Source organism: Exiguobacterium sp. SH5S13 (assembly GCF_004337085.1).
Taxonomy (GTDB): Bacteria; Bacillota; Bacilli; order Exiguobacteriales; family Exiguobacteriaceae; genus Exiguobacterium; species Exiguobacterium aurantiacum_A.
The window spans coordinates 102,472-127,267 of sequence record NZ_SJUS01000003.1 but is presented as its reverse complement, the minus strand read 5'-3'; the positions used below and the strand labels follow the sequence as shown (position 1 = coordinate 127,267).

Annotated in this window: 20 protein-coding genes and 1 other annotated feature; of the genes, 3 read left to right on the top strand and 17 right to left on the bottom strand. The window is 52.6% G+C overall.

The window, feature by feature from the left end; all coding sequences use genetic code 11:
• Positions 1–140 precede the first annotated feature (140 nt).
• The 17 genes from EVJ30_RS03305 to EVJ30_RS03225 form a co-directional block, all read right to left on the bottom strand.
• Positions 141–851, bottom strand: coding sequence for a Crp/Fnr family transcriptional regulator (locus tag EVJ30_RS03305; protein ID WP_131456832.1), 711 nt, complete (start codon positions 849–851; stop codon positions 141–143).
• 181 nt (positions 852–1,032) lie between these two features.
• Positions 1,033–2,418 carry an aldehyde dehydrogenase gene (locus EVJ30_RS03300; RefSeq protein ID WP_131456830.1) on the bottom strand — a complete coding sequence of 462 codons (1,386 nt, stop codon included), beginning with the start codon at positions 2,416–2,418 and terminating at the stop codon, positions 1,033–1,035.
• Positions 2,419–2,523: 105 nt separating this feature from the next.
• Positions 2,524–3,690, bottom strand: a complete 1,167-nt coding sequence (locus EVJ30_RS03295; protein ID WP_131456828.1) for an MFS transporter — start codon at positions 3,688–3,690, stop codon at positions 2,524–2,526.
• Between the two features lie 142 nt (positions 3,691–3,832).
• Positions 3,833–4,546 (bottom strand): purine-nucleoside phosphorylase, encoded by a 714-nt coding sequence (deoD, locus tag EVJ30_RS03290; RefSeq protein ID WP_016508372.1) that lies wholly within the window; start codon positions 4,544–4,546, stop codon positions 3,833–3,835.
• A gap of 15 nt (positions 4,547–4,561) precedes the next feature.
• Positions 4,562–5,269: a response regulator transcription factor gene (locus tag EVJ30_RS03285; RefSeq protein ID WP_070328894.1), complete on the bottom strand. Its 708-nt coding sequence runs from the start codon at positions 5,267–5,269 to the stop codon at positions 4,562–4,564.
• Positions 5,266–7,017: a sensor histidine kinase gene (locus tag EVJ30_RS03280; RefSeq protein WP_236634102.1), complete on the bottom strand. Its 1,752-nt coding sequence runs from the start codon at positions 7,015–7,017 to the stop codon at positions 5,266–5,268. The genes EVJ30_RS03285 and EVJ30_RS03280 overlap by 4 nt, the downstream gene beginning before the upstream one ends.
• Before the next feature lie 103 nt (positions 7,018–7,120).
• Positions 7,121–8,329 carry a M48 family metallopeptidase gene (locus EVJ30_RS03275; protein WP_131468004.1) on the bottom strand — a complete coding sequence of 403 codons (1,209 nt, stop codon included), beginning with the start codon at positions 8,327–8,329 and terminating at the stop codon, positions 7,121–7,123.
• A gap of 95 nt (positions 8,330–8,424) precedes the next feature.
• Positions 8,425–9,513, bottom strand: a complete 1,089-nt coding sequence (locus EVJ30_RS03270) for a PQQ-dependent sugar dehydrogenase (RefSeq protein WP_236634103.1) — start codon at positions 9,511–9,513, stop codon at positions 8,425–8,427.
• 35 nt (positions 9,514–9,548) lie between these two features.
• Positions 9,549–11,018, bottom strand: a complete 1,470-nt coding sequence (locus tag EVJ30_RS03265) for an MDR family MFS transporter (RefSeq protein ID WP_236635974.1) — start codon at positions 11,016–11,018, stop codon at positions 9,549–9,551.
• A gap of 54 nt (positions 11,019–11,072) precedes the next feature.
• Complete coding sequence (locus tag EVJ30_RS03260) at positions 11,073–11,792, bottom strand: ABC transporter ATP-binding protein (RefSeq protein WP_070328889.1); 720 nt, start codon at positions 11,790–11,792, stop codon at positions 11,073–11,075.
• A complete protein-coding gene (locus EVJ30_RS03255) occupies positions 11,779–12,579 on the bottom strand; it encodes an ABC-2 transporter permease (RefSeq protein ID WP_131456818.1) in 801 nt (266 codons plus the stop codon). Before EVJ30_RS03255 ends, EVJ30_RS03260 begins: the two co-directional genes overlap by 14 nt.
• Positions 12,580–12,582: 3 nt before the next feature.
• A complete protein-coding gene (locus EVJ30_RS03250; protein WP_201738411.1) occupies positions 12,583–13,149 on the bottom strand; it encodes a nitrous oxide reductase accessory protein NosL in 567 nt (188 codons plus the stop codon).
• Positions 13,136–14,326, bottom strand: coding sequence for a right-handed parallel beta-helix repeat-containing protein (locus EVJ30_RS03245; RefSeq protein ID WP_131468002.1), 1,191 nt, complete (start codon positions 14,324–14,326; stop codon positions 13,136–13,138). The genes EVJ30_RS03250 and EVJ30_RS03245 overlap by 14 nt, the downstream gene beginning before the upstream one ends.
• Before the next feature lie 147 nt (positions 14,327–14,473).
• Complete coding sequence (locus EVJ30_RS03240; RefSeq protein ID WP_131456814.1) at positions 14,474–15,769, bottom strand: ABC transporter substrate-binding protein; 1,296 nt, start codon at positions 15,767–15,769, stop codon at positions 14,474–14,476.
• A 180-nt stretch (positions 15,770–15,949) separates the two neighbouring features.
• Positions 15,950–16,933 (bottom strand): aspartate--ammonia ligase, encoded by a 984-nt coding sequence (asnA, locus tag EVJ30_RS03235; protein ID WP_070328884.1) that lies wholly within the window; start codon positions 16,931–16,933, stop codon positions 15,950–15,952.
• A 65-nt stretch (positions 16,934–16,998) separates the two neighbouring features.
• Positions 16,999–17,240: a binding site (T-box leader), on the bottom strand.
• 104 nt (positions 17,241–17,344) lie between these two features.
• Positions 17,345–18,250, bottom strand: coding sequence for a carbohydrate ABC transporter permease (locus EVJ30_RS03230; RefSeq protein ID WP_236635973.1), 906 nt, complete (start codon positions 18,248–18,250; stop codon positions 17,345–17,347).
• Positions 18,247–19,152, bottom strand: a complete 906-nt coding sequence (locus tag EVJ30_RS03225; protein WP_201739054.1) for a carbohydrate ABC transporter permease — start codon at positions 19,150–19,152, stop codon at positions 18,247–18,249. The genes EVJ30_RS03230 and EVJ30_RS03225 overlap by 4 nt, the downstream gene beginning before the upstream one ends.
• 243 nt (positions 19,153–19,395) lie before the next feature.
• Here EVJ30_RS03225 and EVJ30_RS03220 point away from each other — a divergent pair, with 243 nt between their 5' ends.
• From EVJ30_RS03220 to EVJ30_RS03210, 3 genes are all read left to right on the top strand, one after another.
• The gene (locus tag EVJ30_RS03220) at positions 19,396–21,081 is read left to right on the top strand and encodes a formate--tetrahydrofolate ligase (RefSeq protein WP_131468000.1); all 1,686 of its coding nucleotides are present in this window, start codon (positions 19,396–19,398) and stop codon (positions 21,079–21,081) included.
• A gap of 25 nt (positions 21,082–21,106) precedes the next feature.
• Positions 21,107–22,009, top strand: coding sequence for an alpha/beta fold hydrolase (locus tag EVJ30_RS03215; RefSeq protein WP_131467998.1), 903 nt, complete (start codon positions 21,107–21,109; stop codon positions 22,007–22,009).
• 193 nt (positions 22,010–22,202) lie between these two features.
• Complete coding sequence (locus EVJ30_RS03210; RefSeq protein ID WP_131467996.1) at positions 22,203–24,767, top strand: SH3 domain-containing protein; 2,565 nt, start codon at positions 22,203–22,205, stop codon at positions 24,765–24,767.
• Positions 24,768–24,796 lie beyond the last annotated feature (29 nt).

Below are 24,796 nucleotides of genomic sequence, written 5' to 3'. Positions count from 1 at the left end.
ATTCACCCCGACTTAATATGTGACTTTTATCACTCCAAAAGTGACAATCACATCAAATTTGCGTAGTTTCCACACATAAAATTCACAATTAGCCAAATCAAGACGACAAAAAAACCGCCTCACTAAGAGACGGTTCCTCGTTATAATCGGCAAATCCCGACCGGACATCCTTCACAGTGGCACAGCTCTTTTAAGAAATCGATATCATGCAAGACGATTGAGTTTCCCGTCGTTGTCAGGACGCCTTCTTTTCGCCACTGGTTCATCATCCGGTTGACGGTCTCACGCGGTGCCCCGATCAGTTGACCGAGCTCCCCGTCGGAAGGATGTCGTGAGATGACGACCGCATCATCTTCTTCTACTCCGTGCATGGCCGCCATCCGAAGCAGCGTCGAAGCGAGCGCTCCCGGCTTTCCGTACAATAGCAAATCACGCAGTTTCATCTCTGAATGCTTACGCATCATCGACGTCCAGCGTAGCACGTCACCGGCAAATTTGGCGTCGTGCTGCATGATGGTCTCGATGTCTTTCTTTGAAATAATGCCAATGACACTTTCTTCCGTCGTCTCGATGCTGTAAGAACTCGGGAACGTGTCGACGATATCAAACTCACCAAAAAAATCGTCGGCGCCATATAAGAACATGACGATTGGATTACCTTTTTTCGTGATCTTTGTGAATTTGACAGATCCGCTCTTCAAATAAAAGAATTTATCACACTTCTCACCTTCCCAACAGACGATGCTGGCCTTCGGGTAGTCTTGAGGTGTCATCATTTCGAGCAATAACTGTTTCGTCTCCGCTGAAAAGATAAAGCTGTTCGGTTCGGTTGTCCCACATTTCGTAGACATGTTCGTCTGCTCCCTCCACAATTCATTCGTGCCTGGAATGTCTCGTACGTTTCATTTATGGCTTTATTATACAGTAGCGCGAGCACCCTAATCACAAAAGTATGTGACATTTCAAACAATCTTCTTTTTTAAGTGCTTCCATAAGAAAAGACTGTAGAAAGTCTACAGTCTCAGATCAGTCTCAGCGATAGACGAGACGAATCAGCTTCTCCGCACCTTTAAAGTTTGGATAACGGATCGGCACATCAAATTTTGTCGTGTTGCGTAAGATTGATTTGGCATGGCTGAACGCCTCAAAGCTATAGCGTCCGTGATAAGCTCCCATCCCACTCTCCCCGACACCGCCAAATGGCAAGTTCGGGTTCGTCAAATGCATGAGGACATCGTTGACACAACCGCCGCCGAATGTCAGATGTTTGAGCACCGTATGTTCGACAGCTTTCGTTTCCGTGAACAGATAGAGCGCGAGCGGATGCGGACGGTCGGACACGAACTCGATCGCCTCATCGAGTTGACGATACGTCAGCACCGGCAAAATCGGTCCGAAAATCTCGTCTTTCATGACAGCAGCCCCATCATGAATATCCGTCATGACGGTCGGGGCGATTTTCAAGCTTTCCCGCTCCGTCGCTCCCCCGAAGAAGACGTCCCCTTGACTCAAATAACTCGTCAACCGATCAAAATGAGACTCGCTGACGATCCGGGTGAAACGTTCTGTCCCGATTCCGTTCCCAAACATCAGGAACGCTTCCCGCTTGATTGCTTCAAGAAACGCATCACGTTTCGACTCGTGGACGAGCACGTAGTCCGGGGCGACACACGTCTGCCCGGCGTTCATCCATTTCCCCCACGCAATCCGTTTCGCCGCAATGTTAATATTGGCATCTTCATGGACGATGGCCGGTGACTTCCCACCTAGTTCGAGCGTGACCGGCGTCAATTGCTTGGCCGCAGCCTCCATGACGATTTTTCCGACTTGGGTCGAACCGGTAAAGAAGATATGATCCCATTTTTGCGCGAGCAAAGCTTGAGCGACGTCTTTATCCCCTTCGACGCTGACGACGTAGCGATCGGTGAACGCCCGTTCGAGCACTTTCGTCATTACTTGGGCCACGTTCGGCGTCAATTCGGACGGTTTCACGACAGCCGTGTTCCCGGCCGCGATTGCTCCGATGAGCGGTGCGATTGCCAATTGGAACGGATAATTCCAAGGCGCGATGATGAGAACGGTGCCGTACGGTTCATACATGACCTCACTTTTTGTCCCGAGGTGGATCGCCGCGCCGCGGACCCGTTTTGGTCGCATCCAACGCTTCAACTCTCGATTCGTCCGACTGATCTCGTCGTAAATAAAGCCGATCTCCGTCGTGAACGCATCGAGCTCTGATTTATTTAAATCTGTTTTTAACGCTTCAATAATTTCCGTTTCGTGATGTTTGATCGATTCTTTCAAAAACGTCAACATACTGAGACGGAATGCGAGCGATTTGGTCGCTTGCGTCTTAAAGAAACGACGTTGCTTACTGATGAGCTCTTCGATCGTCAACTGTTCGATTGGTGCGAGCATAAATCTGCCTCCCTTTGAGTGATAACGCTGTCTTCATCTTATCACTATCCAATCAGACCCGACCATTTTGAACGTTCAGCCGTTGCTGCTTGATACGTGCCCATCTCACCCGGTCTTGTTTGAAACGACACGTTTCCTTGTCTGCTCGATCACAATCAAAAGCAGACCCGCTAGCAGCAAAACAATCCCGGTCAGCGTGAATTTCTGCGTTAACGAGACGGACAGCCACCCTAAGAGAGCCGAACCTACGACCGTACCGAGCGAGAAGAACGCATAGAAGTAGCCATACGATTTGCCGCGATTGGCACTGTTCGTCGCTTTGATCAACATCGTGTTGATGGCCGGGAACAAAATTGCGAAGCCGACGCCATAACAGCCGAGCACGAGATAGAGCAGATTTGCGCTACCTGACAAACCGATCAGAATTTGACTAACCCCAAGGATGCCGATCCCGAGCGCAGCCAAGCGCGCCGGCTCGAACCGGTCGAAGATACGGTTCGTCGGCAAGACGAACACGAGGACGGCAGCAACGCCAAACGTGCTGAGCAACGTCCCGCTGAGCCGTGAGTCATAACCGAGCGCTTGTACGTAAAGCGGTAATAAATAAGCGAGCGCTCCTTGCGAGAACATCAATAAAAACGCCCCGATATATGCTTTGACGACGTCGCGTTCTAGCGTTTTCGAGCCAACCACTTCGCGCCGGTCCTCATGTTTAACAGCGAATCGCAACCGCTTTAACACGACGAGGGCAAGCAAAGCCACAAGCACGCCATACGCCGCCACGTACGTAAATACGACCGGGACCGATGTCCGACTGGCCATGATGCCGCTGAACGCTGGTCCTAGAATCGCCGCCAACCCGACGAAGCTCCCGGTGAGCGCCACTTTTTTCCCTTGTCGATTCGCCGCGGTCAAGTTCGCGGATAGCGTAAACGCAGCCGGTACAATCAAGCCGGCCACGAATCCGTGAACGACACGCACCACCAGTAACATCGAAGCATCATCGACAAGGCGATACATGAGCAGACTCGCACTTGATAACACTAGACCGACGAGTAAGATTCGGAACGGGCCGAACTTGTCCGTCCAAACGCCAGACAAAATGTTCCCGAACGTGTTCGACAGTGAGTAGATGGCAATGACGACACCGGCGATGAACGGCGTCGCACCGACCGAGGTCGCGAACGTGCTCATGACGGGAAGTTGGGCAAACAGATCGAAAAACGCAAAAAAGACGATACTATAAATCACAAAAGCGGATGGTTTATTCACGGAATTCTCTCCTTAGCTCAGCGCCTCCACGGACACTGAGTTTTCAGCTTCAGTCTAGCTTGCCGGTTCCGCTTTGTATAGATACGTTGGCACACTGACACAAAAAGTCCCTACAAACGTTGCGTCTGTAGGGACTTATGATTTAGTTCGTCACTTCGACTGCTGTGTCGAGGGCGACGCGAATCATCTCGTCGAACGTCGATTGACGTTCTTCTGATGTCGTCTCTTCACCCGTTAACAAGTGGTCAGAGATCGTGAGGATCGTCAAGGCGTTGACTTTATGTTTCGCCGCGAGCGTGTAAAGGCCGGCTGCTTCCATTTCGATTGCAAGGCAACCGAAGTCCGCCCACTTTTTGAAGTGGTGGAAGTCATCTTGGTAGAACTGGTCGGCCGTGAAGATTTGACCGACTTTGACCGGGATGCCCGCTTTCTCTGCGTTCATATACGCACGATGTAGGAGGTCGAACGTCGCTGTCGGTGCGTAGTCCATGCCGTCGAACCGGACACGGTTTTGTCCCATCTCACTCGATGCGCTCATCGCGATGACAACGTCACGCACTTTGACGTCTTCTTGAATCCCGCCGGCTGTACCGACACGAATCAAGTTTTTAGCACCGTACGACATGATCAATTCGTTGACGTAAATCGACATCGACGGCACACCCATACCTGTCCCTTGAACAGAGATGCGTTTGCCTTTATACGTACCTGTGAAACCGTACATGCCACGCACTTCGTTATACAGTTCGACATCCTCTAAGAACGTCTCGGCGATGTATTTCGCGCGCAACGGATCTCCTGGAAGTAATACCGTTTCTGCGATTTGTCCTTCTTTTGCCCCAATGTGTACACTCATGATAAAATTCCTCCTTTAAAGTTGTCGTTGGTAGTCTTCCCGATATTCGTTCGGGGTAACACCAACTTGTTTTTTAAAGACTTTTCGGAAGTATTTGTCGTCCGAAAAACCAACCGCTTGGGCGACTTCATAAATACGTTGTCTACTTGTTTCAAGGAGACGCTTGGCCTCGAGCATGCGGATCGACAGCAAGTACTCGGATAAGTTGACGCCATACTGCTGCTTAAAACGACGCGATATGTATTCGCGGCTCAAGTAAAAGCGCTCGCTCATCCCTTGCAAGCTGAGCTCTTCCGCATAATGACGCTCGATAAACGCACCAATTTGGAAGATTGGATCCTCCTCGGCTGGACAGACGTCCGCGAGGGCACGTTCGAGCGTATCGTTCAACACGTCCGGATCAATCGGTTTCAGCAAGTAATCGAAGCTGCCGAGCTGAATCGCGCGCCGCATATACGAATACTCATCGTACCCGGTCAACACGATCAGCTTTACCGACTCCACCTCTTGATGCACCCATTCCATCAACTCAATCCCGTTGCAGCGCGGCATTTGAATATCCGATAAAACCAAGGCTGGGCGCTCTTTCGTGATAATCCGTTTCGCTTCCTCGCCGTCGCTCGCTTCGAACACTTTCGTGACGCCGAGACGTTCCCACTCCCCAAGTAATTTGACCGCTTCCCGTACCGGCGACTCATCGTCGACGATCAATACTTTCGTCATGACGCACCCGCCTCCTTCACGGCCGGGAAACGCATGACGATGCGGAATCCGCCGGTCTCTGGTGTAGCCAACATAAACTCAGCCTCCCGATTATAGTTTAACATGAGTCGATCGCGAATGTTCTTTAAACCGGTGCCTTCCGCACCATGAATCGGTCCTATCGACCGTTCGATCCGTTGTTGCAGGGCGTTCAGCTCAAAGTCCGAGATCGCTCGCCCGCTGTTCTCACAACGGATGATGAGGTCGGCTCCCGTTTGACGGATGTTTAAGCAGAACCGATTGGCCGAAGTCGCCCCGTCCCGCTCAAACCCATGTTTGAAAAAGTTCTCAGCGAGCGGTTGGAGGATCATCTTCGGAACGATCAAGTCGAGCAACGCGTCCGGGACGTCGACCTCGACGTCGAACTGATCGGGGAAGCGGACCTGTTGGAGCCGAACGTACGAATTGAGATGCTCGACTTCGCGCTTGAGCGTCACCATCGACTCGTCCGGGTGCATCGTGTACCGCATCATCGAGGATAACTGTGTGATTAAGCGATAAACCGTTTTACCGTCCCCTTTTAGGGCGAGCGTCCCGATCGACTGCAGCGCATTGAATAAAAAGTGCGGGTTCGTTTGCGCCTGCAGGGCGCGCAGTTCGTTCGTCCGATTTTCGAGCGCCAACCGATATTCGCGCTGAATCAAGTCATCGATCCGTTCGATCATCCGTTTAAATTGGCGGCCGAGCACACCGAACTCGTCATTTCCCAGGGAATCGAACGAGACGGTCATGTCCCCTTGCTCGATTCTCCAAATGTTTGACGTGAGCGTTTTAATCGGCGTCGTCAAACGCATCGATGCGTACGTCGCCCCGATCAACGCTAGTACGAGCGAAACCATCCCGACGACGAAGATGATGAATGACGTCCGGGATGCCGGTTCAATCAACAACCGATCCGGAATCGATTTCCCGACATAAAACGTTTGATTCTCAAACTCGAACGATTTAATGATCCGATGATGTTTCCCGTCGACCGACATCGACTTCGCCGCCACCGTGTCCGGGATGTCCTCGTCCCCAAGCTTGGCAAACACTTGATTGTTCCCGCCAATAAACCAAAGGCTTTCCTCCGGATTGTTTTGCAGCGACGCGAGTTGTCCGACAAACACGTCTTCCGGTATATCGATCGAGAGGATCGCGAGCGGTTTATCCGTCTCGATCTTGTCGAGCCGGAAATGAAGCGTCACAACCTCTTCTGCCGAGATAATCGGTCCAAAGTCGTGGTACGGGACGAGCGGATGCGACGCCTCGAGCAAGACACGGCTCTCTTCATACTTCAGCAATTGTTGTTGAATCGCACTCGGTTGTTTTTTCGAACGTGGTGACACTTTCATTTTATAAGCGGCGAACGAGTCCATGTCTTCGAGCATGAGCAATTGAATCTGTGCGACATCCTCCCGTGATAAGTACATACCAAGGAGTGCCCGCCGAACTTCAAGCTCCGTCTGCTCGAGTGACAGCCCGGGACCGTATTCAAGAATGTCGAGGACGTCCCGATTGGCGTATAGGCTCGTCGGCAGGCGGCTCAAGTCAGAGATGTAGCGTTCGATCTGCAACGTCCCGCGCTCGAGCGACCAGTCCGTGAGCTCGAGACCGCGCTCTCGTTCCCGGTCTTTGACGTACCAAAATGATATGACTGTCGCTAAAATAACCGGAACGATGATCGTCAATGCGATCATCCCGGTCAATTTCGTACGGATGCTCCTCACCGACACCCCTCCTCTTGAAGATTATATCACGGGTCATGCAAGCGTTTGCAATACCATCGTTAAAAAACTCGTCCCTCAGTTTCCCGAGAGACGAGCCAGCTGTTCATTCATAAGAACGTAGCAGTTCTACAATCCCAAATTCGTGGCTCCAATCTTTCGCCACATCGATCGGTGTCATACCATCGTCATTTTCAATGGTGACATCTGCCCCGCTTTCGAGCAAGAGCACTAATGAATCGTAGTCCATTCCATCGTTGTACAGCAAGTTATGGAGCGGCGTATCGCCATAACTGTCTTGCATATTGACATCTGCCCCATTCGCCAGCTCTTCTCGAATCGCATCGGCACCTGAATTGTCATACGCCAACTGTTGGAGCGGCTCCTCCGTCATTTCACCGGCGAACCCTTCGCTGAACGGTGAAGCGGCGAGGCTCGTGAACCCATCACTCATGACGAGCCACGCGATGATGGCCCCGTTGACGAGCACGGTGACGACAATCGTTCCGATGATCGAGGCTTTGACATAACCCGCCGTCTTGAACATCGGCACGTTCGCCTCACCGGCATGCGTGGCGATAGCAGCGATCCGTTTCGGCAATGTCGGATGTGTCGAGATCAGTTCGCTATATTTGGCGATGAACCCGTTCTCACGGCTCGCTTCATATAAATAGTCAAACTCGTTCACTTCTTTGGCGAGCCTTCCGCCGACGGCGAGGATAGTGAGCGCCCGTTTTGAAGCCGCTTCGTCTTGAATGTAATGCGCGGCCATCCGGTCGCACGTATATTCGCAAGCGCGTGAATACGCTGTCCCTAAAAATGGAACGATATTCCCGAGCAAGACGAGCCACTGTTTTTGGACATGATTGCGGCGGATGTGGGCGAGTTCATGCGCGATGACGAACTCGACTTCTTTCGTCTGACCGTTCCGCGACAGTTCCACGACGTCCGAATACAAGATGATCATATTCTTTTGGAAGAATCGGGTCGCGAACGCGTTCAAGACCCCGCCCGCCTGTAAAATATAGACATCTGGCAACAAACGGATGCCCATCCCTTGTCCGACGCGCTGATACATCTCATGCAGGTCGGCGAATTGTCGCTCCGTCACTTTGACCCCGTTCGTCCGAATATAGCCGATTTGAATCCAGTGCGCGAACATCGACAGCGAGACGATTAGCCCGATAATCCACAGGAAGATACCGAGTGAGGCAATCGTCAAGACGATGCCGACAATGATCGTCAGGATGCTTATCGCGACGAGCAGTCCGAAATACAATTGTTCGTGTTTATGTACCAATTTCGAATGATCCATGTCATTAACTCCTTCATTTTCCAATTAACGTCTTTATTATACGTAATCTCACAAGTAACACAACAAAAAAATAGAAACTGACGAGATGTCAGTTTCTAACGTAATTCCAACATGAACAGTTGATCGTCTTCCGCTCCCGGATTTCCCCGGCCGTCCGTATTGTTCGTGATGTAATACAGACGGTCGTCTTCTAACCAGACGTCCCGGATGCGCCCTTGATCCTCGATGAGCGGAACGACTTCGCGCGTCTCGCGGTCGATGGCGACCAAACGATTCCCACGCAACGTCGCCATATAGACGTACTGTTCGTCGGCAATGATGCCTGATGGCGCCCATGACGTTCCTCCGACCTCAAACCAAGGCGTCTCGAGACCGTCTTCCGTCTCATCGGCCTCGATGATCGGCCACCCGTAGTTGTTGCCTGGCTCGATGATGTTCACTTCGTCATGACCGGACGCCCCGTGTTCGCTCGCATAAAGCACGTCTTCGATGACGGTCAACCCTTGCGGATTCCGATGGCCGGACGAATAAATCCAATCGACCGGGTCCCCTTCGCCGGACAACGGCACGCGCAGGATTTTCCCGGCAATTGACGTCTCATCTTGAGCGAGGTCTGGGACGAGTGCGTCTCCGGTCGTGACCCAAATCACGTCACCGTCGAGTAATAAGCGTCCGCCGTTATGAAACTGCGCCCCGGGTATGTCTTCCAAGACGATGTCCGTCTCTTCAAATCGTTCTCCGTCCCACGTCAATTCGACGACCCGGTTCCGCACATCTCCAGGTGTCCCGTACGTATGATAGGCGTACAGCTGTCGCGACGTCGCAAAGTCATCCGCGAGAGCAAGACCGAGTAGTCCGCCTTCCCCGATTTCAAGCACATCTTCAGTCAGTTCGACCGGTTGACGCGAGACGTTACCGTCAGCATCAATGACAGCAATCGTTCCCCCGCGCTCTGAAACGAGCCAACCGTCCTCGGTTCGTGCAATCGACCATGGGACGTCGAGCTGTCGCGCAATCGATTCGTTCGCCCCAACCGATAACGCGTCATCTTCGTTCGGCGCCCCTTCCGTCGATTCAGCCGGTTGTTCGATCGGGGTTTCCTCTTCTTGGACCGCATCGTCCGCCGGATCAGACGCACAACCGGCAACAAAGACGAGTGACAACATGAGTAACCATCGTTTCAACGTGACCGCCTCCTTTCCCCCATCATACCGCGCTTTCAGGCGTCGCGTGAAGGTTCGGGTGGTCGGGCCGGTAACCGAAGCGCGATGAGCAAAGCGATGAACGCCGCGAGCGCCGCTCCGACGAAGACACTGTTCAGTCCCGAGGCGATCAACTGCTCACCTTGCAGACGGACGCTCTCGTCAAGCGTGGCACTCGCCGCCCGGTTGAAGAACGATTCGAGCGAGGCACCGCTCAACGTTTCGTCGTTCCGGAATCCGCTCAAGACGATAAAGTTGAACATCGCCCCGAACACCGCGACGCCGAGCGTCTGTCCGACCGTACTTAAAAACGAGTTCGCCGCTGTCGCTGTACCACGCTCTCGGTACGACACGACCGTCTGCAACACGACGATGAACATCGGTTGTGACAAACCGAATCCGACGCCGATGATGGCGACGGCGAGGTACACCCAGACGTCCGAACTCGATGGAGTCATCAGCGTCAAGATGACCGTCCCGACCAAGAGCAGGCCCATCCCGAAAACAGCCCGTCGTCGCGGTGATGCCGCTCCGAGCGTCCGTCCGCCGATAATCGACGTGAACGTCCATGCGACCGAGAGCGGCATGAGCATGAAGCCCGCCTCCGTCGCCGATTTACCAAGTACAGCCTGTGCCCAAATTGGGATGTAGGCTGACATCGAGACGAGCACCCAAGCAGCAAAGAAGACGGCCCCGTTGATGGACGCGATAATCGGCTGCTTCAAAAGCTCGAGCGGTAGGAGTGGTGTCTTGGCCCGGCGCTCAGACATGAAGAAGCTGACGAGCAAGATAAGACTGAGCACAGCGCTGACGACGACCGGTAGCGTCAAGATGTTCGTTTCACTGAACGTGATCAAGGCGTACAAGAATGCGGTCGTCCCCCCAGCGAACAGGAGTGCCCCTTTTATATCGATCCGTTCGGTCGTCTCGGCGACCGTCTCTTTATAAAATGTGACGATCATGATGAACGATAAGAGCGCAAACGGAACGTTCAACAAGAACACGTAGCGCCAAGACAACGTCTCGACCAAAAATCCTCCGATGACCGGTCCGAGTACACCGGACACGCCCCACACCGCACTTAAAATCCCTTGAATCTTACCACGCTCTTCGTACTTATACATGTCCCCGATAATCGTCATCGAGATCGGCAGGACCGCACCGGCGCCAAGACCTTGTAGCGCCCGAAACACGATCAACTGCTCCATCGATGTCGCTAAACCGCATAAGAGCGAGGCGAGTGTGAACAGCCCGATCCCAAACAAGAGGACACGCTTTCGCCCGAACAAGTCGGCGACTTTCCCGTAAATCGGTGTCGACACCGCCGTGAATAGTAAGAAGGCGGCAAATACCCAACTGACGAGCGCCGCGCCGTTCAACTCGCTCGCAATGACCGGCGTCGCGACCGAGACGACCGTCCCTTCGATCGCCGCCAAAAAAGTCGCAAGCAGTAGTGCGACCGTAACATTCTTTCTCATCTGTTCCATCTCCCCACAAAAATAGTGGCGCCGGAAGGCTCCGACCACCACTTCAACTGTCTATTATTTTGTGCGAGCGGCGTCTGTTTGACAAGCCTCAACTTCCGGTTCGAAAAAGAAGTTTTTAATTTCGGCGTAAGCGGCCTGTTCATCTTGAACGAGGACACGTCCGGCCAGCCGGCCGGCATCAAGCATCCAGACTTCGTCAGCAAGCCTCGCCGCCACATCGAGCTGGTGTGTCGAGAACACGATCGTCGTCCCGCGGTCGGCCTCTTCCCGCAACAGTCGGCCCAATACATGCATCCACGTCGGGTCGAGACCGTTCGTCGGCTCGTCTAGCAGTAAAATGTCAGGTTTCGTGACCAACGCTTGAGCGAGCAGGAGGCGTTGCCGCATCCCTTTCGACAACATCCCGACCTGTTGCCGGGTCTTGGCGTCAAGCCCGACACGGTTCAATAGAGACGCATCCGGTTTGACCCCTTGAAGCAACGCGTAATACGCAAACGTCTCACCGACGGTCCACGACGGATCGAATGCGAAATCATCAGGCATATAACCAAACGATTGATTATACGATTTTCGACGGTCACGCGTCTCCCCGTTCAACGAGATATGACCGACACTCGGTGCGAGCGTACCGTTCATCATGTTCAGTAGCGTCGATTTCCCAGCCCCGTTGCTTCCGCATAAGGCGACGACCCGACCGTCGGCAATCGCTCCGTCAAGCGGATGGAGCGACCATACATCGCCATAGCGTTTACCGACCTGTTCAAGCTGAATCATGTCGTCCCTCCTGTCGAAGTAACCAAGCTGTCCCAAACCACAACACAAACACGACACTTAAGATCGCGATGCTGACGGTCAAACTACCGAGTGGGTCGCCGAGCCAGCCGATAAACGTTTCATAGACGGCCCCGAACAGGTCAGGTGCCGACAAGACCGAGCTCACCCAGACGCGCAGCAGCTCAAACCCGTTCAAAAACAGAAGCCCGACCATCGCACTCGCTTGCGACCCGTAAGGTAGCCAAGCAATCGTTGCCACGAGTAGCGTCGGCCAAAGTAAAACGAGGACGACCCAGACGATGAACGAGAGGAGCACGGCTCGAAGCCTCGTCCGTCCGACGACGCCGATGAACGTGCCGATCGCGGCCCCGTACGCGGTGAGGCCGAACGCATACACCCATAGGACGAACCACGTCTCGAGCGGCATCGAAACAAGGAACGAGGCGAGCGCGAACGCAAGCGTGATGACGAGTCCTTGCGTCGCCAGGAATGCGCTGTAACGCATCCAGACCACGCGGCGCATCGACACCGTGAACGTCGAGACGAGTCGCATCCGCTTGGATTCACGCTCATTGCCCCACTGCAGTGCCGTCGTCAACATGACGAGGAGCGGTAACACGAGCCCGATCACCGTGACGAGTGTCGCGCTGACGTTCGTATACGCCGTCGCCACCGGGATCGCTTGGCCGAGACCACCCAGCAAGACGAGTGTCAGTACCCAAGCAAGCAAGAAGACGTAACTTTCTTTCTGACGCAGCGTACGGGACCATTCGATCCGCCATAACATCGCTTACTGCCCGTGACCGTCAGATGACTCATCCGAATCGTGCGCGTCACTCATGTCGCTCGCTTCGCCATCGTCGTCCGAGTTCATTTTTTTATGGTGTTTCATCTCGCCGCGTTCCCACGTGTGTTCTTTCAAGTCGTCTAAATCCATCACCATGCCGCCATTCTCTTCGGCATACGTTTCCGCGTCCGCTGCTTTTGCGAACGAGACGATGTTATAAGCCATCGGCGTTTTCGCTTCTTTATTATAGACAAACGCACCTTCCTCTAAATCGACCCAGTCCATCGTGTTGTAGTCTTTCACATACATCGCCGCGATGTCCTCTTCCGTTTGCTCAGGGTACCAGTCACGCATCAAACAACCGATATCGTCGAACGCATAGCCTTTCCCGTTGTCCATGATCGCTTCGGCAGCGAATTGTTTATCCATCACTTTCATCTTGCACACTTCACACTCGGTCTCGCCCCATTCGATATCGAACGGTTCCGCCGCAGCGCTCGAACATGCCCCAAGTGCGAGCGTCAAACTTGATGCGGCGAATAGTCCTGCCATTTTCTTATACGTAGTCATATCGTTTCCTCCCAAATATCCATAGTAAAACCATCATTCCGGTTAAAGCGACCGCTCCGAACGACCCGTTCCACTCGATGCGAAACGCGGACACAATTGGTCCTGCGTCCGTGAGTGTGACCTCGTCCGGGCTACGGAGCACACGTTCAAGCACGGTTAGCCCCGGGGCACCGTACAGCAACTCGAACGCTTCATATGAATCGGCCAATAAAAACAAGTACGGGTCGGCCCGAAACGGGATCTCACTGAACCCGTCGCGTGTCAAATCGAGCGTCTGTCCGCCCCAATCGTTTCCTTGAATCACATTGTCTGCCGACTCAAACGAGACGACCGGATACCGATTGCCGGTCAAGTCATTCCCTGCCATCGTCATCCCGTTCGCCGACTTCAAGCGCAGTCCTACATCATTGCCGTTCACACCGTTGTCATGAATCGTCGTCCACTCCGATTTTTCCGCATAAATCCCGATCCGATTGCCGAAGATCGCGTTGGCACGCAACGTCGTCTCGACTGCTTCAAACAACATGATCCCGGTCGCCGTCGCGCCGACTTGGTCATGGATTTGTCCGTTCTCGATGACGACGCGCTCTGTCCCCATGATCATCGCACCTGCTCCGTTGCGCCGGAGGTTCGGCAAATTGATCGACACGTCTGTCGGAAACATGAGATGGACACCGTATCTAGCATCAGCAACGCTCGGGCGAATCAGCTGGTGACCCGACCCGTTCTCGATGTAGATCCCGTCACGGACTCGGTCGATGACCGCCCCTTTGATCAAAGCCGCTTCGCTGTTCAATAGCGAGATGCCCTCGTGTTGATTAGACCCCGAGATGACGGGACGGACGAGCCTTACCCCGTAGCTGTCTTCCACTACGATACCGGTCCCGGACGCTTCGACGGTCACATCGATCAACTGATGGCCAAGCCCTGAGACTTGTATGGCAGCCACGTCCGTCTGCCGGCACTGTTCGACAACCACATTCTCGAGCACCGCCCCGGTCCCTTCTAACCGAAACGCCGGTTCATTGCAGCTGACGAAGCGTTTCCCAGCACCGTCAAACGTCTCATTCGAACGGACCACGATCGGTTCTTCAAGCGTCACTAAATCGGACTCCGCGTGGACAGACGGGGCTGCGAACAACAAGCCGATGAGCAATCCAAGTTTTAGTTGTCTCATAACCCCTCCTCTTGATCAATCGCTTACAAAACATATTGTACGAAAACCTAGGGGGGTATGTGTGTGCTTTTTATGGGATTCCTGTGACAGTTTCTTCATAAAAAAAACACAAGCGGCGAAGGGGTCAGTTCGCTGCTTGTGTTTTCTTTATTTAGCTTTATCCATCCATACTTTTGTGAAGTCTTGGAGCATCTCGTCACCGGTCTTCTGACCGCCGACGTACGCTTGCATCAAGGCACCATACTCGTTGACCGTGCCGTCCGGATACTTGAACCAGTTCCATGAGATCGTCTTGCCTTCGTTCGAATAGGCAAGGATATCGTCAGCGAGTGGTCCGAGGTCGTTCGCTTCGATCGATTTGAACGCCGGGATGAACTTGAACTTGTTGACCATGTAGTCTTTTCCTGTGTCTGACGTCGCCATCCACTCGAGGAAGTCTTTCGCTTCTTCTTTATATTGTGAGTTTTTGTTGACGACCCAGTTATTCGGGACGCCGACCGGCAAGCGGTCCATCTTCTCTTTATCATCATTGATCGGAATCGGTACGAAGCCCATCTCGATGTCCGGATTCACGTCGAGAATCATCTGTTGGGCCCAGTTTCCTTGCTGGAGCATCGCTGTCTCGCCTTGGGCGAACTGTGTGACTTGCGTGTTGTAGTCCGTCGTGAGCGGGTTCTTGTTGCCATATTTGATGGTCAGGTCGAATAGTTTCAAGAACTGTTGGAACTGCTCATTGTCTTCGAACTTCTCTTTGTTGTCGTTGAGCGCTTGGATGAACGCCTCGGGATTATCTTGTTGCGCCATCGGGATGTTGAGCAAGTGGATGCCGAGAATCCAAAACTCCGCGTAGCCGACCGAGAACGGCGTGATACCCGCCTTGTCCAACTTTTCAGCCGCTTCCGTCAATTCAGACAGCGTCTTCGGCAGTTCGCTGATGCCTGCTTTCTCAAACAGCTCCTTATTGTAGATGAAACCGTAGCCTTCAAGGTTCATCGGCATACCGTACAGTTTCCCGTCCATCGTCATCGGTTCTTTGGCCACTTCCGTCAAATCACCGACCCACTTTTCATCCGACAAATCTTCCAACTTATCTTTCCACGTCTGTGCTTCCGTGAAGCCACCGTTGTTAAAGATATCCGGTTCATTGCCAGATGCGAATTGCGATTTGAGCGCGGCACCGTAGTCGGCTCCGCCGCCGACCGTTTGAACGGTCACTTTGACGCCCGTCTCTTCTTCATATTCTTTCGCCATCGCCTCGAGGTCTTTAGCGATTTCAGCTTTGAATTGGAAGACGTTCAACGTCACGTCTTTTGAATCCCCGCTATCCGCGTTCCCGTCAGCCGACCCTTCCCCTTCTGTGAGCGATCCGCCCCCGCAGGCAGCGAGCGTCAATACCATGCCAGCCGTCATCACAGCTGTCGATAATCTCCATTTGCGTTTCATCTTACTTCCTCCCTCGGTGTGTAAGTCGACTAAAATAATCGATCCAATCAGTACACCCTTACTTTAAATGAAAACGCTTCCATTATGTAGGTGTCAAAATTGACGTGTAGGGTGGAAAATGTTGTACAGAAAACCAGGACTTTCTCGTAAGAAAGTCCTGGCTCATTTGCTTCTATATAATTACAACAGGCTAATTCCAGCTTCTTCGCACGCCGCGACCATCTCGCTCGGCCAGACCGACGATTGGACTTCACCGATATGACGGGCCCGGAGCAGATACATGGCGACACGTGACTGGCCGATTCCGCCTCCGACCGTAAGTGGGAGACGTCCTTCGAGCACGGCTTGATGGAACGGATACTTCCGCTTCTCTTCCGCGCCAGCTGTCACCAACTGTTCAGCGAGCGCTGTCTCATCGACACGGATCCCCATCGACGACAGTTCGAACGCCGTCTCGAGTTCTGGGTGCCAGACGAGAATATCGCCGTTGAGCGACCAGTCGTCATAGTCAGCCGCTCGGCCATCATGTTTCTCTCCTGAGGCGAGCGCGCCTCCGATTTGTGAGAGGAAGACCGCGCCATGCTCTTTACAAATCGCATGTTCCCGTTCTTTTGGCGTCAGCGTCGGATACAGGTCTTCTAGCTCTTGGCTAGTCAAGAAGTGAATCGACTCAGGGAGAATCGCTTCGATCGCGTATGCCGACTCGACCGACCGTTCCGTTTCAAGCAAGGCCGCATAAATCGATTCGACGGTCGCTTTCAAATAGTCGGTCGTCCGGTGTTCCCGGGCGATGACGCGTTCCCAGTCCCATTGATCGACATGAAGCGAGTGTGTCGCGTCGAGTTCTTCGTCGCGGCGGATCGCACGCATCTGTGTATACAACCCTTCGCCAACTTTGAACCCGTACCGGCCGAGCGCTTCGCGTTTCCATTTCGCAAGCGACTGGACGATTTCAAGCTCATGTCCCGGATATTGTGTGTCGAACTGAATGATACGCTCGACGCCGTTCAAGTGATCGTTGACTCCGCTCGCCGATGTGACGAACAACGGTGCCTGTACTTGCGTGAGACCTAGCGCCGTGCTGAATTTGTCCTCGAACATTGCCTTTACCGCCGTGATTGCCTGTTGTTTTTCCTTCATCATGCTTGTTGCTGTCGTTGTCATTTTGTCTTCCTCCAATTGTGGGATTTGGGACGGAGCAATAGAAAAAAGCCCTCCAATCCCATGGACTATGGGACGGAAGGCTTCAAGCTCCGCGGTGCCACCCAAATTAGTAGACGAATCTACTCACTTTTTCGAGACGAACATCTCGTAGTTCCGATAACGGGGAACGGTCCGGCTACGTCTACTTGCAAAGCGTTCGGGTAGCGACTCCAGGAGGTTCTTCGACAGAGATTTCAGTCCGGGCTCTCACCTTCCCCGGCTCGCTTTGCTTACGTCTTCTGTGTACTCGTCCTTTCAATGTCGTTCACAATTGAATTGAACTAATTATTATAAATATTCAGACGAATGTCAACAGCTTTTCTAAAAAAATTCTCCCCCGTGTAGCGGACGAGGGAGATCCCTTGGGAAGGGTTATTTGATCGAGCCGCTCGTAATCCCTTTGATGATATGCTGTTGCATACCGAAGAAGAAGATGAGAAGCGGAACGATCCCAAGAACTAAACCAGCGAGTGCCAAATCCCATTGTTTCGTATATTGTCCGAAGAAATAGAACGTCGCGAGCGGGATCGTCCGCAGTTCGATGTCTCGGAGGACAAGTGAAGGTAACAGAAAATCGTTCCAAATCCATAGGCTGTTCAAGATGACGATCGTCACCGTGATCGGTTTCAAGAGCGGGAACACGATCCGCCAGAACAGCCCCCATGTCGAGCAACCGTCGATGATGGCCGCCTCCTCGATCTCTTCCGGAATCGATTTCATGAAGCCATGATATAAGAACACCGAAATACCTGACCCGAACCCGAGATACATGACCATCAGTCCCCAATGACTGTTCAATAGACCGAGCACGCTCGATACTTTTACGAGCGGAATCATGATCGATTGGAACGGGATGACCATCGCCGCGACGAACAAGAAGAAGATGACGGTCGAGATCCAATGTTTCGTCCGGACGAGCTTCCATGCCGCCATCGACGTGAAGATGACGATGACGATGTTCGCGCCGGCCGTGATCAAAAGCGAGTTCAAAAAGACGCGGCCATAGTTCATCGCTGCCCACGCTTCCGTATAGTTCGATCCGAGCCAGACGCTCGGCAGTGCGGACGTGTTCGTATAAATCTCAGCGATCGACTTGAACGAGTTGACGATGACGTAATAAAACGGGACGAGATACAAAAGTCCTAGTAAAATAGCGACCAATTCGATGAGGCCAAGGCCGGTCGTATACCCGCTCGTCCGCAGCGGCTTCTGCGGCAACTGCCGTCTCGGCGTCTGATCGATTTTTGGTTCGAACTGTTCAATTTTTTCCGTCGTCATGCCTGCACCTCCCGTTTTTTCGTCAAATACACTTGGGTGACGGTGATCGCCGCGACGACGAGGAAGAAGACGACCGCTTTCGCCGAGCCGAGACCGTAATTGTTGTTCACGAACGACTCTGTATAAATGTTCAAGGCGAGCATCTCGGTCGATTTGAACGGTCCTCCGTTCGTGAGCGACAAGTTCGTATCGAATACTTTGAACGACCAGGAGATCGTCAAGAACAGACAGATCGTAATCGATGGCATGATCATCGGGAGCGTGATATGACGCAACATTTTCAACCGGTTCGCCCCGTCGATCCGGGCCGCTTCGAGCAAATCCGTCGGTACGTTTTGCAGCGCCGCGATATAGATGACCATCACGTAGCCCCCGCCTTGCCAGATCGCGACGATGACGATTCCCCAAAACGCTGTCTGGGCGTCGCCGAGCCACGGCAGCTCGAACAGGCTCCAACCGGTCAATGATCCGATTGACTCGAATCCTTTCACGTAAATGAATTGCCAGATGAAACCAAGGATGAGTCCGCCGATCAAGTTCGGCATAAAGAAGACCGTTCGCAATATATTTCGCGTCTTAATATTCATCGTCAACAACAGCGCCAATGAAAAGCCGACGATGTTCGTCATGATGACGGCCACGATCGTGTATTTCGTCGTGATCCAAAACGACGAACGGAACTGGGCGTCCTCGAACAAGAGTCGATGATAGTTATCCCATCCGACAAAGTTCAACTGGCCGGTCACCCCGTTCCAGTCCGTGAAACTGTAATAGATCCCGTTAAAGAACGGGATGAGTACAATGGCCACGAACGCCAAAAAGGCCGGACCGACAAATGCGATAAAGCTTGCCGGCTTCTTCCAATTCCGTCTCTGTTTGCTTCGCTTCGGTGTTTCAATCATCTTCATCGCCTCCACTATCAATTTACCTGCAATGAAATGAAATGAAAACGGATACATTTGACGGAATGGGTGGAATATATTGAACTCAATTAGTGAATTTGCAGAACTGATGCGTTATGATAAAGTCAATGACAATACGAACGAGCCAGTTTATATTAGAGAAACGATCCGAATTATGGCTCGAATCACGAATGAATCAAACATAATACTAGTAAAACGTTCGAAAGTGGAGGGAATTTATACATGACGACAATCAAACCGTTATCTGACTTAGCAATCGCCCAACAAGCGGACATGCTCCCAATCAAGCAAATTGCTGAAAAGCTCGGCCTACAAGAAGATGATCTCGACCTATACGGGAAATACAAAGCAAAACTGTCGTTCGATTTGCTCGAACAAGTGAAGACCCGAGCAGACGGCAAGCTCGTCCTCGTCACAGCCATCAATCCGACGCCCGCCGGAGAAGGAAAATCGACGGTCACCGTCGGACTCGGTCAAGCGTTGAACCGACTCGATAAACAAGCGATCGTCTGTCTCCGCGAGCCGTCACTCGGCCCGACGATGGGGCTAAAAGGCGGAGCGGCCGGCGGCGGATTCAGCCAAGTCTTGCCGATGGAAGACATCAACCTCCACTTCACGGGTGACATGCACGCTATCACGTCAGCCCACAACACGATCAGCGCCATGCTCGACAACCATCTTCATCAAGGCAACGATCTAAAAATCGACGTTCGGAAAATTGTCTGGAAGCGCGTCCTTGACTTGAACGACCGCGCCCTTCGCCACGTGACGGTCGGACTTGGCGGAGCCGCACACGGTGTCCCGCGCGAAGACGGTTTTGACATCACCGTCGCCTCAGAAATTATGGCGATCCTTTGCCTCGCCGATTCGCTCGCTGATCTAGAGGCTCGTATCAAGCGGATCATCGTCGCCTACGACTTCGATAATGAACCCGTCACGGCTGAACAGATTGGTGCGGCCGGTGCGGCCACACTCTTACTGAAAGAGGCGTTCAAGCCAAACTTGGTCCAAACACTTGAACAGACCCCGGCTCTCGTCCATGGCGGCCCGTTCGCGAACATCGCTCACGGCTGTAACTCGCTCATCGCGACAAAGACTGCCTTGAAGCTCGGCGAATACGTCGTCACCGAGGCCGGCTTCGGAGCTGATCTTGGCGCCGAGAAGTTCTGTCATATTAAATCGCGTATCGGCAACTTAAGTCCTGATGCGGTCGTCCTCGTGGCGACAGTCCGCGCGTTGAAGATGCATGGTGGTGTCGCCAAAGACCAACTCCACATCGAAAACGTCGAGGCCGTCACAAAAGGCATGGAGTTGCTCGCCAAACATGTCGACACGATGACAAAGCTCGGTTTACCAACCATCGTTGCCTTGAACCGCTTTAATTCAGATTCGATCGCAGAGCTCGACACTGTGCTCGACTGGTGCGAAACGCATCAAATCCGCGTCGCCCTCAGCGAAGTTTGGGCGAGCGGCGGACAAGGCGGACAAGCACTTGCCGAGGCCGTCATCGAGACAGTCGAGTCGAACGAAGCCATGCTCACACCACTTTACGAGCTGACTGATTCGATCGAACAGAAGATTACGACGATTGCCCGAGAAGTTTACGGAGCGGCCGGCGTCACGTTCACCGCTACGGCGAAAAAGCAAATGGCTCAAATTAAAGCGAACGGATGGGACGATTTGCCGATCTGTATGGCCAAAACACCGTTCTCACTATCCGACGATCCGACAAAACTCGGATACGTTCAAGGATTCACGGTAACCGTACGAGAGTTGAAACCGTCGGTCGGTGCCGGCTTCCTCGTCGCCTTGACGGGTAACGTCTTGACGATGCCAGGACTGCCAAAACATCCAGCCGCTCTCAACATGGGCATCGACGAGACAGGTAAGGCCATCGGATTGTTTTAATCCACACGACAACGGAGGGATGACTTTGGACGTCATTGAGCACACGTACGCAGACGGGTACCGCACGCACGTATTGCACGTCCCGGCAACGAACCCGATTGGAAATTGTTTCTTGTTTCACGGCATGCTCGAGCACCACGGCAGGTATGTCGAGTTCGCCGACTTTATGGCAACAACTGGATTTAACGTTTTTGTTTGCGACCTTCGCGGAGCTGGAAAATCAGCGCGTGCTCAATCCACATACGCTCACTTACTTCCAAAAGAAGGATTTGACCAAATGGTCGAAGACGCTGTCGCATTGATCGGTCACTATCAAAATGATTTGCCGACGTTTGTAATCGGACATAGTTTCGGTTCTTTGCTCGTCCGTCGTCTCGGTCAAATCATGGGTCATAACCTATCCGGCATCGTCGCCATTTCGCCGCCTCCCGGCTCTGGTTTCGTCGGCCGGCTCGGGCTTTACGCCATCGGGTCGGCAATTCGTATGAAAGGGAGCGATTACCACTCTCGCCTGTTCGAACGCCTCTTGTTCGGGCGCTACAATTTAAAATTCTTCCCCGCCAAGACGGAGAACGATTGGATTTCTAGCGTCCCGGAAGAAGTGGCCTCTTACCGCAGCGACCCGGACTGCGGCGGTATCCCGACACTCGGTTACTTATATGAAGTAGCTAGCGCTTCGCTAGAGGTCACATCCCTCGCCCGTATCCATGAACATCCGAAGACGCTCCCGATCCTCTTCGTCGCCGGAACGGACGACCCGGTCGTACACGACGGGGAAGGGTTGAAAGGGATTGTTCGAAACTATCAGGCAGCGGAAGTCGAGCTGACGGTGTTGTCTTACGACAACGCGCGTCACGAAGTGCTCCGCGAACGGCAACGCGACGAAGTGTGGACCGATATAAGCGGTTGGCTCTTGCGCAACCTTTAAGCTAAGACATGGAAAAACCTCCTATTAAATGGAGGTTTTTTTATTTTTACATTTTAAACCAACGACTTTCTAATTCATTTACCTTTTTTGAAATTTTTCATCTTCTTTCCATTTTTTAAGTGCGCTATACTTAGACCGCGCACTACGAAGAACACTTATAGATTGAAGTATATGGAATGAAAGGGGTAACACATTGAAACCAACACTTACACGACTGAGCGCGGCCGTCCTCATCTCTAGCACAGTATTGAGCATGATCGGACCGACCGAGTCATATGCAGCAACATACGAAGGCACGGTGAATACCTCCATTTTGAACGTCCGGTCGTCTACGTCGACTTCGTCAGCGATCGTCGGCAAGTTGACGAAAGGAACTGCTGTACAAGTTTATTCGACAAGCAACAACTGGGCCCAAATCGAGTTTCAAGGTCAAAAGCGATACGTTTCTTCCTCGTACTTAACGTTGAAGTCTACCGTCACGAAAGCGGCAACAACCAAAACGTATACAGCTAATGCGACCGTCAATATGCGCTCGGCGATGACAACGAGCGCTTCAATCGTTACAACGATTCCAAAAGGTGCGACCGTCACTTACATATCGACGCACGGCGCGACGGGATCATGGTTCAAAGTCACATACGGCGGGAAAACTGGCTATGTGGCTCAACGCTACTTCTCTCAAGTAGGAGGCGAAACCGTGGCACCCCAAGCGAACCCGACGCATAGTACGACAACAAACACGACGATGCATAGCTCGATGATTTCAACGTCCCCAACCCTGATTGCGATCCCGAAAGGTGCGAAAGTAACGTTCCTCTCGGAGCACGGCGCGACCGGATCGTGGGCCAAAGTGACATACAGCGGGAAGACGGGCTATGTCGCGAAACGGAACTTGCAGCCGCTCGTGACAGTCGAACCGACAACGATGTACGTCAAATCGACATCAAGTATTTTCAATTCGATGTCGACTTCAAGAAAAGTAGTCGGCACACTTCAAATCGCGACAAGCGTTAAATTGATCTCGACACACGGTACGACCGGGTCTTGGGCGAAAGTCGCAGCCGGCTCTTTGACAGGTTACGTACCGATGCGAAACTTATCTGAGTCACAAGTCGCAGAACAGGTCACACCTTACTACGCTAAACAGACGGCGACGATGTACTCTTCGACTTCGACGCGCGGAAACGTCCTTCAAACGATCCCGGTCGGTGCAAAAGTCGATCAACTGTCGGCGCACGGCGCGACGGGTTCATGGTTCAAAGTCCGTTACGCGAACACGACCGGGTATGTCGCAGCACGTAACTTCTCGCTCACAGCCCCGTCGACTTCAACCGAACAATATGGGACCGAACGCGAGGTCAGAATCTCTGTCGAGAACAACGGACCGTTGAACGTCCGCGAAGAAGCGACGACAAGCAGTGATAAAGTTGGCGAACTTCCAAGCGGCACGATCGTGAAAGTGAAGCCCGTCTTGAATACCGATTGGGGACTGATAACGAACGGTGGATTTGCCGGGAGCTATATTCACCTTGCATATACGACGGCCGTCACGACACCACCACCAGCGAACGGGATCCAGCGCGTCGTATCCTACACAAGCTATCCAATCTCTGTTCGCACAATGGCAGAACGACAAATGGCGCAATTCGGCCAGACCGATGCGCATCGCTATGCCAAAGCTTATTTGCCACGTTCATGGGTAAAAGTTGACGGAAGTACCGGGACGATCGTCAATAATAACATCCGGGTCATCTCAGGTGTTGGGGCCGCTCTTAAAACGACTGCTTCTTCTAGTGCGGCGACACTCGCCACGATTCCGAACGGGACGACGCTTGAATATGTGAGCCGGCAAACGGTCGGTACAACCATTTGGTACCGCGTCAACTACGGGACGATGACTGGGTACGTAACACCAAGCTCGGTCGTTGGAGAAGCCAATATTTTAAGTCGTGCTAGTCTCACGTCACACGCGTATGGTCAAATCAATCCAGGCGAAACTGTGACGATCACAGGACAAGATGGAAATTACTACACCGTGTCTTACCGTAGACCGTCTGGCCATAACATTCGTATTTTTGATAACACATGGCGCCGCGCCTCAGTGGCGGACATTGAACCGTACGTCAATCCGAGCAATATGGCCCAAGACTCGCAGGCCTTCTATCAATTCCTTGACTTGTCGAAGAGTGCCGGAACGACCGCGACGACGTTGAATAGCGTTTTGACGAACAGCGGCACACTCACGGGACAAGGACAAGCGTTCATCAATGCAGCCAATCAGTATGGCGTCAACGAAATCTACTTACTTGCGCATGCTGTCCACGAAACAGGACATGGTAAGTCAGTCCTCGCTCAAGGGGTCCCGGTCGATAAAGACGGGAATGCGTTGATTAACTCGAATGGGACACGCATTTATCCAGATCGCGAAGAAGTTGCGAAAGTATACAATATGTACGGCATCCAAGCAGTCGACAGCAGTCCATTAACGACCGGTGCCAAATTCGCTTTCGAACAGAAATGGTTCACGCCGGAAGCTGCCATTGTCGGGGGCGCTTACTGGATCGGAGCAAGTTATATCAATCATCCGACACATAAACAAAATACACTCTATAAGATGCGCTTCAACCCGGCCGCTCCTGGCAACCATCAGTACGCAACGGATATCGGTTGGGCGACGAAACAAACGACACGTATCTTCCAGATCTATCAAAACCTCGATTCATACACACTCCATTTCGACGTACCAAAGTTCCAATAACGAACAAGAGACACGAGCCAACTTGGCTT